This window comes from Desulfurella amilsii (genome assembly GCF_002119425.1).
Classification (GTDB): domain Bacteria; phylum Campylobacterota_A; class Desulfurellia; order Desulfurellales; family Desulfurellaceae; genus Desulfurella; species Desulfurella amilsii.
Genome location: NZ_MDSU01000018.1, coordinates 497,066 through 514,265, shown reverse-complemented (window position 1 = coordinate 514,265; position 17,200 = coordinate 497,066). Strand labels below are relative to the sequence as shown.

Annotated in this window: 20 protein-coding genes and 1 tRNA gene; 7 read left to right on the top strand and 14 right to left on the bottom strand. The window is 32.9% G+C overall.

The window, feature by feature from the left end:
- Complete coding sequence (locus DESAMIL20_RS06105) at positions 1-573, bottom strand: nitroreductase family protein (protein ID WP_086033926.1); 573 nt, start codon at positions 571-573, stop codon at positions 1-3.
- A gap of 47 nt (positions 574-620) precedes the next feature.
- Here DESAMIL20_RS06105 and DESAMIL20_RS06100 point away from each other — a divergent pair, with 47 nt between their 5' ends.
- Genes DESAMIL20_RS06100 through DESAMIL20_RS06090 form a run of 3 tightly spaced genes read left to right on the top strand, consistent with a single transcriptional unit; the run spans position 621 to position 2,731 of the window.
- On the top strand, positions 621-1,469 hold the full coding sequence (locus DESAMIL20_RS06100; RefSeq protein WP_086033925.1) for an ABC transporter substrate-binding protein: 849 nt from the start codon (positions 621-623) through the stop codon (positions 1,467-1,469).
- Positions 1,438-2,085 (top strand): 2-C-methyl-D-erythritol 4-phosphate cytidylyltransferase, encoded by a 648-nt coding sequence (gene ispD, locus DESAMIL20_RS06095; protein WP_086033924.1) that lies wholly within the window; start codon positions 1,438-1,440, stop codon positions 2,083-2,085. Before DESAMIL20_RS06100 ends, ispD begins: the two co-directional genes overlap by 32 nt.
- Positions 2,069-2,731 carry a LysE family translocator gene (locus DESAMIL20_RS06090; RefSeq protein ID WP_086033923.1) on the top strand — a complete coding sequence of 221 codons (663 nt, stop codon included), beginning with the start codon at positions 2,069-2,071 and terminating at the stop codon, positions 2,729-2,731. The genes ispD and DESAMIL20_RS06090 overlap by 17 nt, the downstream gene beginning before the upstream one ends.
- On the opposite strand, the gene DESAMIL20_RS06085 is transcribed toward DESAMIL20_RS06090, so the two are convergent.
- From DESAMIL20_RS06085 to DESAMIL20_RS06055, 7 genes are all read right to left on the bottom strand, one after another.
- On the bottom strand, positions 2,715-3,338 hold the full coding sequence (locus tag DESAMIL20_RS06085) for a LysE family translocator (RefSeq protein WP_086033922.1): 624 nt from the start codon (positions 3,336-3,338) through the stop codon (positions 2,715-2,717). The two genes, DESAMIL20_RS06090 and DESAMIL20_RS06085, sit on opposite strands and share 17 nt — an antisense overlap.
- Positions 3,339-3,527, bottom strand: a complete 189-nt coding sequence (locus DESAMIL20_RS06080) for a DUF3783 domain-containing protein (RefSeq protein ID WP_086033921.1) — start codon at positions 3,525-3,527, stop codon at positions 3,339-3,341.
- Positions 3,524-4,873, bottom strand: a complete 1,350-nt coding sequence (gene glmM / locus DESAMIL20_RS06075; protein ID WP_086033920.1) for a phosphoglucosamine mutase — start codon at positions 4,871-4,873, stop codon at positions 3,524-3,526. The genes DESAMIL20_RS06080 and glmM overlap by 4 nt, the downstream gene beginning before the upstream one ends.
- Positions 4,874-4,882: 9 nt before the next feature.
- Positions 4,883-5,749, bottom strand: coding sequence for a GTPase Era (gene era / locus DESAMIL20_RS06070; RefSeq protein ID WP_086033919.1), 867 nt, complete (start codon positions 5,747-5,749; stop codon positions 4,883-4,885).
- Positions 5,742-6,407 carry a ribonuclease III gene (gene rnc / locus DESAMIL20_RS06065; RefSeq protein ID WP_086033918.1) on the bottom strand — a complete coding sequence of 222 codons (666 nt, stop codon included), beginning with the start codon at positions 6,405-6,407 and terminating at the stop codon, positions 5,742-5,744. The genes era and rnc overlap by 8 nt, the downstream gene beginning before the upstream one ends.
- Positions 6,398-7,939 (bottom strand): L-aspartate oxidase, encoded by a 1,542-nt coding sequence (nadB, locus tag DESAMIL20_RS06060; RefSeq protein WP_086033917.1) that lies wholly within the window; start codon positions 7,937-7,939, stop codon positions 6,398-6,400. The genes rnc and nadB overlap by 10 nt, the downstream gene beginning before the upstream one ends.
- Before the next feature lie 225 nt (positions 7,940-8,164).
- Positions 8,165-8,545 (bottom strand): carbonic anhydrase, encoded by a 381-nt coding sequence (locus tag DESAMIL20_RS06055; RefSeq protein ID WP_086033916.1) that lies wholly within the window; start codon positions 8,543-8,545, stop codon positions 8,165-8,167.
- Positions 8,546-8,799: 254 nt separating this feature from the next.
- On the opposite strand from DESAMIL20_RS06055, the gene DESAMIL20_RS06050 reads away from it, so the two are divergent.
- The 4 genes from DESAMIL20_RS06050 (at position 8,800) to DESAMIL20_RS06035 (ending at position 12,198) form a co-directional block, all read left to right on the top strand.
- Positions 8,800-9,261, top strand: coding sequence for a metal-dependent transcriptional regulator (locus DESAMIL20_RS06050; RefSeq protein WP_086033915.1), 462 nt, complete (start codon positions 8,800-8,802; stop codon positions 9,259-9,261).
- 70 nt (positions 9,262-9,331) lie between these two features.
- Positions 9,332-9,416, top strand: a tRNA-Leu gene (locus DESAMIL20_RS06045).
- A gap of 13 nt (positions 9,417-9,429) precedes the next feature.
- Positions 9,430-10,773 (top strand): DNA recombination protein RmuC, encoded by a 1,344-nt coding sequence (gene rmuC, locus DESAMIL20_RS06040; RefSeq protein WP_086033914.1) that lies wholly within the window; start codon positions 9,430-9,432, stop codon positions 10,771-10,773.
- Positions 10,774-10,845: 72 nt separating this feature from the next.
- Complete coding sequence (locus DESAMIL20_RS06035) at positions 10,846-12,198, top strand: aminotransferase class I/II-fold pyridoxal phosphate-dependent enzyme (RefSeq protein WP_086033913.1); 1,353 nt, start codon at positions 10,846-10,848, stop codon at positions 12,196-12,198.
- A gap of 4 nt (positions 12,199-12,202) precedes the next feature.
- Here DESAMIL20_RS06035 and DESAMIL20_RS06030 read toward each other — a convergent pair whose 3' ends face one another.
- From DESAMIL20_RS06030 to amrS, 6 genes are read right to left on the bottom strand one after another with little or no spacing between them, the layout of a single operon-like run.
- Complete coding sequence (locus DESAMIL20_RS06030) at positions 12,203-13,054, bottom strand: YitT family protein (RefSeq protein WP_086033912.1); 852 nt, start codon at positions 13,052-13,054, stop codon at positions 12,203-12,205.
- Complete coding sequence (gene prfA / locus DESAMIL20_RS06025; protein ID WP_086033911.1) at positions 13,055-14,116, bottom strand: peptide chain release factor 1; 1,062 nt, start codon at positions 14,114-14,116, stop codon at positions 13,055-13,057.
- Positions 14,117-15,085 (bottom strand): hypothetical protein, encoded by a 969-nt coding sequence (locus DESAMIL20_RS06020; protein WP_086033910.1) that lies wholly within the window; start codon positions 15,083-15,085, stop codon positions 14,117-14,119.
- Positions 15,075-15,695 (bottom strand): phosphoribosyltransferase, encoded by a 621-nt coding sequence (locus DESAMIL20_RS06015; RefSeq protein ID WP_158090542.1) that lies wholly within the window; start codon positions 15,693-15,695, stop codon positions 15,075-15,077. The genes DESAMIL20_RS06020 and DESAMIL20_RS06015 overlap by 11 nt, the downstream gene beginning before the upstream one ends.
- A complete protein-coding gene (locus DESAMIL20_RS06010) occupies positions 15,679-16,188 on the bottom strand; it encodes a phosphoribosyltransferase (protein ID WP_086033908.1) in 510 nt (169 codons plus the stop codon). Before DESAMIL20_RS06010 ends, DESAMIL20_RS06015 begins: the two co-directional genes overlap by 17 nt.
- Positions 16,185-17,192 carry an AmmeMemoRadiSam system radical SAM enzyme gene (amrS, locus tag DESAMIL20_RS06005; RefSeq protein WP_086033907.1) on the bottom strand — a complete coding sequence of 336 codons (1,008 nt, stop codon included), beginning with the start codon at positions 17,190-17,192 and terminating at the stop codon, positions 16,185-16,187. The genes DESAMIL20_RS06010 and amrS overlap by 4 nt, the downstream gene beginning before the upstream one ends.
- Between the last annotated feature and the right edge of the window lie 8 nt (positions 17,193-17,200).

Here is a 17,200-nt window from a genome sequence, read left to right as displayed (position 1 = left end):
CTATTCTATAACAGAATAAATTAACTCAGAGAGGCTTCTTTTTGGCACATAATGTATGTCATTTTTTCTATAGTACTTAATATCATCTGTGGCATCAATAATTTCTATAGTTTCTGCTGGCTTGCCAATTGCCACCACATACAGTATGCCTAAATTTTCGCCAATGTTTAATATTGAAGCAAGTTTAGGTTTGTCTATGGCAGCGATTGTGCATCCCCCAAGGCCCATCTCAACGCTTTTTAATAGTATCGTTTGAAGTGCTATGCCTGCATCAGTTAAAACATAATTGTCTCTAGATATGTTTTTGTCTTGCAAAATGATTATATAAGCGCTGGGTCTTTCGCCTTCTTTTGGGCCATCCCAATCTGTTAAATAGCCTGCCCATTTGAGCGTGTTAAAAATTTGCTCATTTTTTTGAGCATTGCAAGAGGCAATGTATTTTAAAGGTTGAGCGTTTCTAGCAGAAGGTATAAAACGCAATACTTCCAATATTTTATTTATAGTATAGCAATCAATTTTTACTTGAGTAAACCTTCTGTAGCTTCTATTTTTTTTTATAAGTTCATCCAACATGAAAAAACCTCCTTGCGCGTTTTAATGTTAAAGATTATAATAAAATTATGAAAAGGTCAATAATTGCAGTTGTGTTTTTATTTACTTTTGTTTCTAATGCTTTTGCCCTGACTATAAAAGACGATGCAAACAGAATAGTGAATATTTCTAAAGTAAGCTCCATTGTAGTCTTAAGTCCTGCTGCATGCGATATATTGGAAGAAATTGGTGCTTCATCCTTCATTGTAGGCTATACAGATTATGCAAAAAAGCCAAACCCAAAGGCTGTAAATGTAGGAGCGTTTGGCACATTCAATATAGAGCAAATTATAGCACTTAAACCAGAGCTTGTTATTATGCCAAAATTTATATATGAACGCTACGGAATAAGCTCTCTAAGTGCACTTGGTATTAAGGTATTTGTTTTTGAGCCAAAAAACATAGAAGGTATCGTTAAAGATGTTGAGAAAATTGGATTAATTACAGGCAAAATTGGTCAAGCAAAAAACAAAATACGCAATTTTAATGCCGAATTAAGCGAATTGCATCATATCAAACAAAAACCATCTGTTGTATTTTTAGTGTGGCTTTCGCCTATAATTGTTGCTGGCAATGACACGTTTATTTCAAATGCTATAAGTGTAGCAGGCGGTCAAAATATAATTAAAAAAAATGGCTGGCCAGAAGTTACAAGCGAGTATTTAATAAAAAAGAATCCAATGTTCTTAATTGTAAACTCACGTCTTAAAAATGACTTTTTTAAGCAAAACAAACTTTTGGGTTACTTTTACAAGAAACATAAAGTGCTGTTTATAGACAATACTTTAATTGAAAGACCCAGCTTAGATATAATTAAAGGAATTAAAATTTTAAACAACTATTTTTATGAAAACTGTAATAATAACAGCGGCTGGTAGCGGTAGCCGTTTTGGATCAAAAAAACAGTTTGAAAAACTCAATAAAAAGCTAGTTATAGATTACAGTGTTGAGTTTTTCAAAGATTTAGGATTTGATATTATTATCACGGTTCCAAAAGAGGATGTAGATTTTGTGCAAGAGCGTTTTAGCTTTGCTAAAGTTGTTGAAGGCTCGATTGAGCGTTTTTTTTCCGTCTATAATGGTCTAAAATTAATTAGCGGTGGTATAGTGCTTATTCATGATGCAGCAAGGCCAATACTTGACAAAGAAAAAATTCTTGAGTTGTTAGATAAAGTGTATGAAAAAAAAAGTGCTATTTTGGCAATCAAATGCACGGATACATTAAAGTTTGCTCAAGGTGGCCATATAAAATTTACAATCAAGCGCGATAATATTTTTTGTGCTCAAACACCTCAAGGTTTTAATGCAAGATTACTTAAAATAGCTTACAAGAAAGCTTTAAATGATAATTTAATTTTTACAGATGAAGCAAGTTTGTGGGAGCATTACATATCAAGCGTAGCGGTTGTAGAAGGCTATAGATATAATATAAAAATAACTACAAAAGAAGATTTAAAATTGGCAAGTTGTATATTAAATGATATTGTTTTATGAGCATTTAATAATTATAGTAGTTTTTGCCTTTTTAGTTGGTTTTTTAATTGCTATACCAATTGGGGCCGTTCAAATTGAAGTAGCTAAAAGGGCTATTAATGATAATTTAAAATCTGCATACATGGTAGCTTTGGGCTCGGTTTGCTCTGATGTAATATATGGCTTTATCGCAAGCTTTAGTATAACAAGCTTTTTAAATGATGAAAAGGTAAAAGCAACTCTTTTGTTTGGAAGTGGTATTTTGCTTGCTATTTTATCAATTTTAACTTTTAAAGATGTAATTAAAAAAAATGTATCACTGTCTCAAATTAAATTCAAAACACATCATATGTCTATTATAACGGGATTTACTATGTCATTTACAAATCCATTAATGGTAGTTTTCTGGATAGTTTATGTTCAGTTTTCTTATGATATTGGTGTAATACCTTACTATAATCCAATCTTTTTGCTAGTCTTTGTTTTATTTAGCGGTTTAGGTTTGTCGGCCTATCTTTTGCTTTTAGCAAAAGTTTTAAACCATGCAAGAAAATCCTTTAATAAAGATCTCATAAAGAAAATTAACATACTACTATCTTTTATACTGGCTGGTTTTTCCGTATATTTTTTGATCCGCTCACTTCAATTATTCAAATTAGTAATGTAATTATTAGTTTTATAAATATCGAAATGCCAAAACCAAATATGATTAATGCTGATAGTACATTTATATAAGCGCTAATTTTTTGATTAAAGAAAGATTTGGTTTTATGAACAAAAAAAGGCATAATGGTAATCCACAACATAATTGCACAAACAAGCCCAATGACTGTAAAACCAAAGTGCAAATTATTCTGGTTAACATAGGCAAGCATGCTGGCCCAGAAAAAAATTGTGTATGGGTTTAAAATTGTAAGTACATAGCCTTTTGAGTAAGATTTTATTGAGCTTTTGAAATATTTTTTTGTCTTTAGTTTTGAGTTATCAATCGCACGCGATTTAAAAATTTTGAAGGCTAAATACATCAAAAAAACACTGCCAAAAAAACTTATGGCATGAAAAATAAAAGAATGTTCGTTTATATGCGTAAATATACCAAAAAAAATAAGCGTCAAGTATGTAATATCTGCACACATTGCGCCAAGCCCTATTAAGAATGCGTTTTTATAAGATTCAAGCGCTTCGTTGATTATCAATATATTGATGGGCCCAATGGGCACGCTTGCACCAAAACCCAATAAAAATCCACTTATGTAAGACCCTAATATGTTCATTTAAGCAAACTCTATGTGCTCCTTTTCAAGTTCGTTTAATAAATCTTTTAATATTTGGTTTAGAGAATTACTTGTTGTGGCAGCAATTATGGCTTGAGGCAACAGTGAGTCTTTTTCTAGTTGTTTGTATAGTCTTACAAACTTAATTAGCTCTTCTTGCTCAAAATCGTGCAGTATAATCGTTTTCATGATAAATGTTTCTCAATAGTTTTTGAGATCAAACCTATGCCATCGTTTATTATATTTATATCTTTAGATTCAATTGTAATTCTTACAACTGGTTCTGTGCCAGAATAACGCACGACCAGCCTTCCTTGGCCATTTAGTTTATCTTTAACATGCTCTATAGCTTGTTGAATTTCGTCAATCTCATCCAGATTAATTTTTTTACTAACATGCACATTTTTGGTCTTTTCTGGCACTTTTATGAAACTCTGAAACAAAGATGAAAGCTTTACACTTTTCTCAACCATAATCGATAAAACAGCCAAAGCCGTAATGATGCCATCTCCTGTTGTGTTAAAATCAGACAGCACTACATGGCCAGATGGTTCACCACCTAAATTGTAGCCTTTTTCAATCATTTTCTGAATAATATATTTATCTCCAACATCCACCCTTTCAAGTAATATGCCATTTTGTTTTAGTATGTGTTCGAGACCAAAATTGCTCATAATTGTACCAACGACGGTATTGTTTTTTAATTTCCCTTTATTTTTTAAGCCAATGGCCAGGATTGATAAGATTGCGTCACCGTCAATTAATTTGCCATTTTCGTCAACCATTATTACTCTATCGCCATCACCATCAAAAGCAATACCAACATCAGCTCTAAAGAGCGTGGTTTTTTCTATTATGTTGTTAGGGTAGGTGGAGCCACATTTTTCATTTATATTTATGCCATTTGGTTCGTTGTTTATAACAATGACTTCAGCGCCTAGTTCTTCAAAAACCATAGGCGCTACTTTGTATGTTGCACCATTTGCACAATCAATTACAATTCTTATACCATCAAGCTCTAAGTTGTATGGAAATACATTTTTTGCAAAAACTATGTATCTGCCAAGCGTATCTCTTATCCTGTATACTTTGCCGATATTTGCGCCTAAAAATTTAATATTGTCTAATGTATCAGATAGCGTGTATGATTCAATTAAATCTTCTAGCTCAACAGGAATCTTTATACCTTCATGCGAAAAAATCTTTATGCCATTATCGTCAAATGGGTTATGAGATGCGGATATCACAACGCCAGCATCGGCTCTCATGCTTTTGACTAAAAATGCGATAGCTGGCGTTGGCATTGGACCCACTAAGTACGCATCAGCCCCCATTGAAACAATCCCAGATGTTATAGCAGACTCCAGCATATATCCAGAAATTCTTGTGTCTTTGCCAATAATAATTTTCTTTTTTTTGTTTTTTTGCGAATCTAGGGCATAAACCAATGCTCTGCCAAGTTTATAAGCTAAATCGCCAACAAGTGGAAAGACATTCGCTTTACCTCTTATACCATCTGTGCCAAAAATTTTCATAAATGCTCCTTAACTATTTAGAAGTTCTTTTATAAGCTTCTCATTTTTGGTCCAGCCTTTTTTGACTTTTACCCATAACTCTAAATAAACTTTTGTGCCAAGCAGATCTTCTATTTTTTTTCTAGCAATTGAGCCAATTTTTTTAAGCATTGCGCCATTTTGGCCAATAACTATAGCTTTTTGAGAATCTTTTTCTGTGTATATGATTGCTTTAATGTATGTAAGATTTTCGCTGCGTTCCTTAAATTCATCAATTACTACTGCCACATAGTAGGGTAACTCTTCTGCTAAGTTTTCTATCAATGTTTCCCTGATTAGCTCCGAAGCGATGAATCTAACGCTATGTGTAGAAATTTCATCTTCGACGTAATATTTAGGACCTTCTTTTAATTCGTCCAAAATGGCATTCAAGGTCTCTTCTTTTGGGTTATCTATTGTTAGGCTTGTAACGATTGTTTTTTTTGGATCAATAATTAAAAATTCAGCTTTTATTGCATCTATTTGCTCTTTGGTTAGTTTGTCAGCTGTATTGATCAGCAGTATAGTATTTTTTTTCAAAAGCGAATCTTCATAGTTTTTTATATAGTTATTATTTGGGCTGTCTGCTATAATAAGGCATACATCAGCGTCTTCTATCGTGGATTTTATACTTGACAGCATTATTTGATTGAGTTTTTTTAGACTTTCGTGTATGCCTGGCGTATCAATAAATATTATTTGATAGTTATCACCTGTTAAGATACCTTTAATTGGTGTTCGCGTGGTTTGTGGTTTACTTGTGACGATTGATAATTTTTCACCGAGCATTAAATTTAAAAATGTTGATTTGCCTACATTGGGCTTTCCTATTAATGCAACATATCCTGATTTAAACATTTTCTAAAATCTCCATCGTTTCTAGTGCGGCATTTTTTTCCGCTTCTTTTTTACTCTTACCTATACCTATGCCGTAGCTTTTATTACCAATGATTACTTTACTGTAAAAAGTTTTGTTGTGTTGTTCACCTTCTTCTTTTATTAAAACATACTCGGGAAGCATAGTGAATTTTTTTTGTGTTAATTCTTGTAAAACTGTCTTTGGGTCAAATAGCTTATACTCACTAAACTTTTCAATTTTTGCCTCTAATAGAGGCAGGATAAAATTTTTGGCACTTTGTAAACCAGAATCTAAATAGATAGCGCCAATAAGCGCCTCTAACGAGTCTTCCAGTATTTTTTTGTTTTGCGCTATTTGTTTTTGCCTTTCACTTTTACCTAATTTGCAATAATCATAAAGCTTTAGACTTTTTCCAATATCAGAGAGAACATCTGAGTTTACTGTAGATGCTCTAATTTTTGATAATTCTCCTTCTCTTAAGTTTTGATAATTGGTAACTAAATATTCACTAATGATTAATTCTAACACTGCATCGCCTAAAAACTCCAACAATTCATTTGAATAAAAAGGATTTTTTGTATAAGACCTGTGGGTTAGCGCTTTATCAAGTAAGGCTTTATTTTTAAATTTGTAACCAATAATATCTTCTAGGCCCATTTTTCTAAGTCTTTAATGTTAAGACTAATGTGAGATTTGTCTGTTGGAGGCCAGGGTGTGTCAATGCAGTAGTGCGCTCCCACAGAGTTTTTTCGCTCTAAGGCAGAGTGTGATACTAATATAGATATAATTAGCAAGTTTCTGTAATCAACATCTGTGCTATTATTATTTTTAATTACCTGAAAGCTAGAAAGATCGCACTCAAGCAAATCTTCCATTAATGATAATTTTCTTACAATTCCAAGATCTTTAAAAATCCTGTCTTTAAGGTTTTTTATTTTAATTCGATAATTTTTAGCTGTTTCTTCTAACTTAAATGTTTCGTTGGCTTTGTGTGTGAAATTTTTATCTTGTGCATAATCAAAAGCAGATTGAGCAGCTCTTGTGCCAAATACAAGACCCTCTAGCATAGAGTTGCTTGCTAGCCGATTAGCCCCGTGCACTCCGTTACACGCACACTCGCCACATGCAAAAAGTCCATTGATATTGGTTTTGCAATTAACATCAGTTTTTATACCGCCCATTGTATAATGTGCAGCAGGCGATACCGGTATGGGCTCTTTTGTAATATCCAAGCCATACTTTAGACATTCGTTGTAAATAGTTGGAAACCTCTTTCTAACAAAATCGCTATCAAGGTGAGAAATATCTAAGTACACATGGTCTTTTAAATTATTTTGCATTTCTGAAAAAATACTCCTTGCTACAATGTCTCTTGGTGCAAGCTCGAGATGTTTGCTATATTTTTCCATAAAACGCTCACCTTTATCGTTAATTAGTATTGCTCCTTCACCGCGCATGGATTCAGATAGCAAAAAAGAAGGAGCTTTTTTGTAGTTTAGGGCTGTTGGGTGAAATTGGACAAATTCCATATCTTCAACTGTGCAACCAACCAAAAATGCACTTGCTATGCCATCGCCTGTGGCAATTAAAGGGTTTGTAGTGTGGTTGTATATGGCTGCATAGCCACCCGTTGCTAAAATGACAGATTTTGCGTAAATATACTCAAGCGTGTTATTTTGTAAATTATGGAATTTTGCACCCACAATCTTTTTATTTTCTACAATCAAATCTAATAAACGATAATGTTCATTAATTTCTATATTTTCTGTGTATGCTTTACTCAATAAAGCCCGCTCAATTTCGGCGCCTGTTGCATCGCCATGTGCGTGCAGTATTCTGTTTACACTATGTGCAGCCTCTCTTGTAAAATTTAACTCTCCATTTTCGTTTTTATCAAACTTACAACCCCAATTGATTAACTCTTTGACTCTATCTGGACCTTCTTTCACTAAAATTTCAACACTTTTTTTATTGCAAAGTCCAGCGCCAGCAATAAGAGTGTCTTTTATATGTAAATCAAAATTATCATCTTTTGATAAGCAAACTGCTATACCGCCTTGAGCGTAGTTTGTATTTGACTCTTTTGCGCTGTCTTTTGTATATATAGCTATATCAAGACCAAGAGTGTTAAGTTTGATAGCAGCCCTAAGGCCAGCAACCCCACTGCCTATAACGATACAATCTCTCACTTAATTACCCCTATTTTTGTATTAGAGTTAGGAGGCACTATATCTGTTTTTCTTCCGCAACTTCCAAGCACCAGACTCAATAATATCAGTCCAACAATTAATTTTTTCATAGTATTGTTTTATTTAATTTGCAGCATATTGTCAAGAAATTTGTTCGGTATGTTTATGTTTAAAAATACCTAATATATCAAAATTTCACATTTTTAAATTACATTTCATTTGCAATTACTGAAAATTTAAAGGTTCAACTTGCCAATCTTGATTTACCCAAAGACCAATAATTGTTACATTATTAAACCAACTCGAAATTAACTTTATGCTGTCTCTTATCTGACTAATTTGGGTTTCTTTACTAGATGGGTTGCCCGCGCAATCATCATGACCAACTACTACTATCACACTTGATCCGTGTTTTTCAACTGAAATAGCAAGTCTTGCCTTAATAGATTTTACCAAACAATCATTTTTGTTATCTGCGAGTATTTTTATTGGGCCTGGCTCTGTAACCATATCGACAAATTTTGCTCTATAGTGTTGTTTCATCCAGTTTATGACTGGCTCTTGGACTCTTCCATCCATGCAGTTAACCGCACTGACAAACTCCATATAACCTCCATGAGTTAATTTAAATTAGAATGTACAAAAATTTAATAAAATTTTCAAATATTTTTTATCTTTTGATATATTTTATAACCTGTTGTTATTTTACTTACTAAATTTTCACACCATATATTTTTTTGGAGTAAAAATAAACTTAAAATCTACAAAGAAAGTGTGTGACGCTGATTTTGTAAATTCTTGTATTGACTTTTTTAAACAAATCTAATATATTTAATCAAAATTAAATTTGTGGATGTAAAATGAATATTACGCCTGTTTTGGAAGATTACTTAGAAAGAATACTCATCATGCAAGAAGAAAATACAGTGGCAAGGGTAAAAGATCTGGCAAATTACTTTAAGGTAAAAGCTCCATCTGTTGTTGATGCGGTCTCAAAATTAAAAAAAGATGAGCTTGTTGAACAAGAATCATACGGGTTTATTACGCTTACACCAAAAGGTATGGAATTTGCTAAAGAAGTTTACAAAAAGCACCTTCTTTTAAAAGATTTTTTGCATAAAGTGCTGTATTTAAATGAGGAAATTGCAGAAGATGATGCCTGTAAAATTGAGCATTATCTGAGTAAAGAAACAATTGAGCATATCTTAGCATTTATGAAATTTATTAAATGTAAAGATGGTTTTCCAAGGTGGCTTAATAATTTTTATTATTTTGCCGATACAGGCCAAAGACCACAAGATTGTAATTGTGAAGACAAATAGTTTTTTTGTTAATTGTGAGTATCTAATTGACAAAATTGGCGTGCTTTGTTATATTAACATAGATTTTTTTGCGAGCGTGGCGGAACTGGTAGACGCGCTAGACTTAGGATCTAGTGCCGCAAGGTGTGGGAGTTCGAGTCTCCCCGCTCGCACCATTTAATCAAAGGTATGATTGATTTTGTTATATTGACTGTATCGGTTATAGCAACTTTTGTGGCGTTTTATGTGTTATTTAAGCTTTCAAAATTGGATTCCCTTTTTTTAAAGTTAGATCAATTAAACAACGTACTAAATCAAATTGAAGCAAGCTTAAAAGACGAATTATCTAGAACTAAAAGCGACATAAATTCAAATTTTAGCATGATGCTTAACAATAACGACAAATTGCTTGGTGCGTTAAGTAGAGAAATAAAAGAGAAGATGGAAAGTATCGAATCGATAGTTTCTAAATCACTTGTAGATATTTCTTTAAAGCATGAAAAACTTATTACATCAAACGAAGACAAGCTTGAAAAGTTTACGCAAGAGTTAAAGCTACAAAGCCAAACTATAGATAAAAATTTGGATAATATACGACATATGGTTGAAGAAAAATTAGAAAAAATTAGGATTGATAATGAAAGTAAGTTAGAGCAGATGCGTCAAACCGTCGACGAAAAACTTCATGAATCGCTTGAGAAAAAGTTAGGCGAATCTTTTAAACAGGTTAGTGAAAGGCTTGAGATGGTGCACAAGGGTCTTGGCGAGATGCAGGCATTGGCAAACGGTGTTGGTGATCTTAAAAAAGTTTTAACAAATGTAAAAAATAGGGGCATACTGGGAGAATTGCAACTTGAGAAAATACTTGATGATATACTGAGCACAACTTTTTATGAAAAAAATGTTAGAACAAAACCCAATAGCACTGAGGTGGTTGAGTTTGCCATTAAATTACCTGGAAATGGTGACAATGAAACTGTATGGTTACCTGTCGATTCAAAATTCCCTATTGAAAATTATCAGCGTTTACTTGAATATTACGAAACAGGGCAGCTTAATGAGATTGCTAGCACGCAAAAATCCCTTGAGCAAAATATTAAGCAATTTGCAAAAGACATAAAGACCAAATATATTGAAGCTCCATACACTACAGATTTTGGCATAATGTTTTTGCCTTACGAAGGTCTGTATTCTGAAGTTTTGCGCATTGATGGTTTATTTGAATCCATAATGAGGGATTACAAGGTAGTAATAACAGGCCCCACTACTTTGGCCGCATTTTTAAATAGTTTGCAAATGGGTTTTAGGACCCTAACAATTGAAAAAAATGCCCATAAAATAATGGAAACGCTCATGCAGGTTAAAAAAGAATTTGAAAAGTTTGGTGGTGTTTTAGAAAAAGCCCAAAGCAAAATAAGAGATGCAGATAAAGAATTAGATGACTTAGTCGGTGTTAGGACCAGAAAAATACAGCTTGCCCTAAAGGATGTCCAAACGCCAAACAATGACTTTTTGCCATTAAATGACAATTAATTTTATACTTGACAAAATATAATAAAAGGTGGTATAGATTGGCCTAATAAACTTTAAAAAAAAGGGGGATGTATGGGTACAAAAATATCAGAGTTTTTTGAACATATTGAGCCGTCGTGTATTAGGAAAGCAGGTATTTTCTTTAACCAAAGACAATCTCAAAATCCAACCGAAAATATAAAAGCAATAAATGTAGCAATAGGTAACGTGTCTTTACCAACGCACCCGGCTATGCTTGAGAGGTTTTTAAACCCAAAAGACGAAAATTTAATTAAAGGTATCTGGCGTTATACACAAACAGAAGGTATTGATGAAATAAATGACGCATTTAAAAATATCATAAAATCTTTTTTAAAACCAGAATGCAAACCTAACCTTTATAGTTTAGTCGATACTGGTGGCTCTCACATAATGAAACTTGTAATGCTTGGCGCTTGTGGTAAATCTTTAAGTGGAGAAAAACCTCTTTTAGTGTTGGATCCAGTTTATACAAACTATGTATCAATAGGTGAAGAACTAGGTGTGGGTGTTATATCTGTAAGTAGAAACTTAACACCAGATGGAATCTTTAGCGAAATTAGCATAGATTATTTAGAAAATCTTATAGAAATGTACAAACCAGGCGGTATGCTTATGATTCCATACGATAACCCATCTGGCACACTAACCACACAAAAACAAATAAATGAATACGCAAAAGTTTGTATGAAGCACAATATGTTTTTAATTAGTGATGAAGCTTACCGTGGTCTTTATTACGTAGATGGAATTGATTATGCACCTTCAATATGGAATATATCAGAGCAAGATGTAAAAGGCATTGAAAGTGCTGGTATAAGAATAAGCATAGAGACGCTTTCTAAAGTCTTTAATGCATGTGGCTTGAGGATGGGTGCTTTAGTTACAGATAACAAATTATTTTTTGAACAAGCACGTGCTGCTAACACTACGTATATTTGCCCATCTGTTGTTGATCAGTATATTGGAGGTGCTTTGGCGCATGAGTCTGTGAGTGATCTTCAAAATTGGGTTAAAAGTTTGAGAGAGCACTATAAAAAAATACTGAAAAACCTATATACTAACTTTAAAAAACTTGATCCAAATATTATCGTAACTCAGCCTCAAGCATCTATCTACTCTATCGTTGATGTGAGAAATATTGTAAAGCCCAATTTTGACATGGATGATTTCGTAATGTATTGCGCTAACGATGGCTTTGTGGAAATATCAGGTCAAAAATTGACGCTTTTAGTTGCTCCTGTTAGAGGTTTTTATAAAAACCAAAATGCTTTCGCTAACACTCAAGCAAGGATTGCCTGTGTGGTTAGTGAAAGTGAAATGGAGCTTGTATCTTATTTGTTTGTTGAACTGATAAGACAATATGAGCAAAAAAGGTCAATGGGTTTAAAAGTTTCAAATCTCTAAAAACTCAGGCTTTAATATGCTTTGTAATAATTCCGCCAGTTGCCTGAGAGATCGGGTGCACTATAACAAAAGCACCCTCATCTATATCAAAAATTAACTTTTTTAATTTTATCATTTCTAGTCGCGTAACGACGCATGATAAGGATTCTTGTTCTAAACCAGTGAAGCCTCCGTATGTTTTATAAACCGTAACGCCTTTTTTGAATTCGTGAATAATCATATTTTTGATTTCTTGGTTTTTGTCTGATATTATAATCACATTATTGTATTCTTCTATGCCGTATATAATAAAGTCCATTGTCTTGTAAGCGCTGAAGTAAGCCAAAATGGAGTATAGTGCTTTATCGATTCCTAAAAAAAATGAAGCGCTAATAAATATCAGTATATTTAAAAACAGTATTACATTACCAACTGTTACAGATAATTTTTTGCCTAAAACTACAGCCATTAATTCGGTGCCATCAGATATACCCCCATTTTTTACAACTAAGCCAACCCCCGCACCCAAAAAAAATCCGCCAAATACAGCACTTAGTAATTTATCATGCGTTATGATTGGGAAATTGATAAAAAATACAAAAAAACCCAATAATAAAATGGCAAAAATACTTTTTATCATAAATAATCTTGAAATACTAAAATAACCGAATATCAAAAATGGGATGTTAAGAATAATTATTAGCAAGCCCAAATCAATATGTGTTACAAAATGAATTAACATCGAAATACCAGTTATGCCGCCGTCTATAAATTCATTTGGTAGCAAGAAACTTTTTATACCAAAGCTTTCTACCAATACTCCAAAAGTGATTAAAGAAAAACTGGTTAAAATGTTAAAAAGGTTGTTTTTGCTCAATTAATTCTCTGTTTGACTTAATTTTTTAGTTTGATCTGCAATTAATAATGCCTCAATAAGTTCATCAAGTTCGCCTTCAAGTATCTGATTAAGCTTGTATAAAGTTAAATTTATCCTGTGGTCTGTTACGCGCCCTTGAGGAAAATTGTATGTTCTAATGCGCTCTGACCTATCCCCACTGCCAACTTGAGCCTTTCTAGCTTGTGCAATTTGCGATTCTTGCTGGCTTCTGTAAAAATCAGAAAGCCTTGCATATAGAATTTTCATTGCTTTTTCTTTGTTTTTGTATTGGGATTTTTCGTCTTGGCAAGTAGCTACAAGACCAGTTGGTATATGAGTTATCCTTACAGCAGAATCAGTAGTATTTACATGTTGGCCACCAGATCCAGAGGATCTGTATACATCAATTCTCAAATCATCTGGGTTCACATTTACCTCAACATCATCAGCTTCTGGCAGCACTGCAACCGTCGCTGCTGATGTATGAATTCTGCCCTGAGATTCAGTAATAGGTACTCTTTGAACCCTATGTGTGCCACTTTCAAATTTAAATTTAGAGTATACCCCTTTTCCCCTAACATTTGCTATTATTTCTTTTATACCACCAGTGTCTGATAAACTTTTTTCTAAAATTTCTACTTTGAAATTTTTATTTTCTGCATATCGGGTATACATTCTAAATAAATCCTGTGCAAAAAGTGCCGCCTCTTCACCACCAGTGCCCGCTCTAATCTCTAATATTATATCTTTTTCATCTAAGGGATCTTTGGGCAATAACATGAATTTAAGTTCATCCATTAATTGTGAGCTTTTTATTTCCAGCTCTTTTATTTCTTCCTTAGCTAATTCTTTGAGTTCGCTGTCTTTTAAGAGCTCTTCATTTTGGTTTATCTGATTTTGAATGCTTTTGTATAACTTATATTTTTCAACGGCCGGTGTAATTTTTTTTAGATCTTCATTTAGGTTTTTTAGTTTTTCATAGTTGTTTAATACCTCTTGAGAACTCATTTGCTCTTGGATTTCATTGTATTTTTTTTCTAAAGCTTCTAACTTGTCTATCATCTATGCCTCTACCCTTAACTCCATTAATTTATTTTCTTCTATTGGCTCAAGATCTTCAAATAACTGGTAATTGCCATTTGAAAAACATAAAACGCTTTTTGCTTTTTTAGAATATCTTAAAACAATTTTTGATGCAAGTATTTTTTCATTTTGCGTAGATTTTTTTAGGAATATAGCGCATGTTCCAGGAGAATCCTTTGTTTCAAAAAAATCAAACATGTTTTTATAATTGGCAATTATATCAAATTCGTTTTGTTGACGGGCAACAATAAGCAAATTATCATTAATTTTAAAGTGTCTTCCGACATGGGCTAGTTTATAATGTTCTAGTAAATCTAGATCTAAGAAATTTTTAAGTCTATTTGCAAAGTACGGTTCAGTTAGTAAACAACCGCCGGATGGTGTTTCAAAGTGTTCAATATTAAAAAGTTTAGCTAGGGCAAGTTGCGGCTTTCTAGATCTGCCCGATATGGCATACAACTTATTACGATCAACAATTCCTTTTAGCTCTGGTAGTGTTGGAGGAAGCAGTTTAGCAGACAGCGGTCTTAATACAAGGTTTTCAAGTTGAGACTTTTTTTCAATAAGAAGGATATTTGCTTTATTTCTTTGACTAAATGGGCGTTGACTCAATACTTCTCCTGTTATGATAAAATAAGCGCCGATTTTTTCCATAAGCTTTTTAGCTTCGTCAAACATCATGATTCTACAATCAAGACATGGGTTTAAGTTTTTGCCAAAACCATAAGTGGGGTTTTTTAAAATACCCAGATATGTATCGCTGATTTCTGCTATATATAGTTTTACGTGAAGTTTTTCTAGATCATCCTGTAATGTTTTTGCATCTTTTTTATAAAATGGTGTTTCTATAAAAAGTGCTGACACTTCGAGGCCAAGTCTTAGTGCTATATGCAAAGCAAGCAAACTATCTAAACCGCCAGAGTATAAAATTATAGCTTTATTGTTCATCAGACAGGATTCTTTCGACCTCTTGATCGGTTAATTGGTGAAAATCTTCATAATACATACCAACGCTAAAAAAGGGATCATTGGAAATAATTAAAGCAACAACTGTTGTCATTTTATTTAGTTTTTCAAAAGTATCCTGTGCTGCTACACCTGTTGCCGCTAGAATTTTTTTTGGATGAAATTGTTGTATATCTTTTATCGCTGCCATCATTGAAAGACCGGTAGCTATGCCATCATCAGCTAAAATAACTATTTTTGATTCAAGACTAGGTAGAGGTTTTTTTCGGTATTTATTTATATAAGAATTAATTTTATTCTTAATGTTTTCAATGGAGCTTTTTGTAATTACATTTGGAAAAAAAGGATTAACCGATACCTCGCCAAATTCACCAATAGCCCCAATAGCAAATTCTTCGTCTTGAGGATGTGGTATTTTTTTTGAAACGTAGATATTAAATTCTAGATTGAGTGTTTTTGCTATAATTGAAGCAATAGGCACACCCCCACGCGGCAGGCCAAGTACAACTGCAGGCTCTCCTTTTACCATATCTTTTAATTTTTCTGCTAATTCTATACCAACTTGCTCTCTGTTTTTAAAGTGCAATTTCATAAATATCTTCCAAATCTCTGTATTTTTCATTATAGTCCATACCGAAGCCAACTAAAAAACCTTTTTTCACATCAAATAATTTAAAATCAGGCTCAATATTCATTATTCTACTTTCTTTTTTATCTATTGCTACGCATATATAAACAGTTTTTGCCCCCATTCCTAAAATGTAATCCTTGACTTTAGATATTGTTTGACCCGTATCTAGTATATCGTCAATTAATAAACACACATTAGCGCTGACATCCAATGTTGGTTTTTTAAGCCATTTTAACTGTGCGCTTTTGTCATACTCATAACTTTTCACACCAATTGATTCGTATTTATAGTCAAACTCAAAATACTTTGATAGTTTATCAAAAAATGGTTTTGCACCTTTCTCTATATAAAATACAACTACATGTTTATTTTGAAATGCCTTATTGATCTGTTTAGAAAGCTCGATTATGCGACGTTCTATATCTTTTTTATCGATAATTTTTTTTAAGTTCATAACACTCCAGCAATTTCTGCATTACACTTTGGGCACCTGTTGCCTAAAGTAGTATTTTTTATTATAGCAAAACCGTTACGTTCAATCAACAATTCTCCACAATTGTAGCAATACGTATTTTCAAGATTGTTCTTCGTTATATTACCACCATAAACATACCTTAAACCGACAGATTTCCCAATTTCATAGGCTTTTTGAATGGTTTTAATGCTTGTTGGACCTATGTTGGTTAATTTATATGTGGGGTAAAATGCGCTGATATGCCATGGTATATTTACATCTATGGATTTGATAAATCTAGCTATTTTTTCAATTTCATCATCAGTATCGTTTAGTGTAGGCATAACAAGTGTAGTTATCTCAACCCAGATGCCTTTTCCTTTTGAGTATTCAATAGAATTTAGCACAGGTTTTAATCTCCCGCCAGCTATGTTTTTATAAAAAGATTCACTCATAGATTTTAGATCGATATTAACTGCATCGATTAAACCTGTCATTTTGTCTAAGGCTTGTTTGGTGAAAAATCCATTAGTAACAAAAACATTTTTCAAGCCTTTTAATTTAGCATTGTATGCGCAATCTATAGCATATTCAAAAAATACGGTAGGTTCTGTGTAGGTATAGGAAATAGAGCTACAATCTAAAAATATAGCATCAGATACCACATTATTTACAGAATAATATTTTCCAGCTGGCTCATCATGATAATACATATATTGACTGATCTCGTAATTTTGGCAGTTTAAACATGTAAAATTACACCCAACTGTGGCTATAGAGTAGCTTTTAGATCCAGGCAAAAAGTGGTATAGAGGTTTTTTTTCAATTGGGTCAACAGCTTGGGCTATGACTTTTTCATAAACCAAACTGTAGAGTTTGCCGTTGATATTTTTTCTTACTTTGCAAATTCCTACCTGATTTTCTTCAATTACGCACCTGTGAGAACATAAATCGCATCTTACTTTTTTATTATTTAATTGCTTATATAAATACGCTTCTTTCATATTTGACT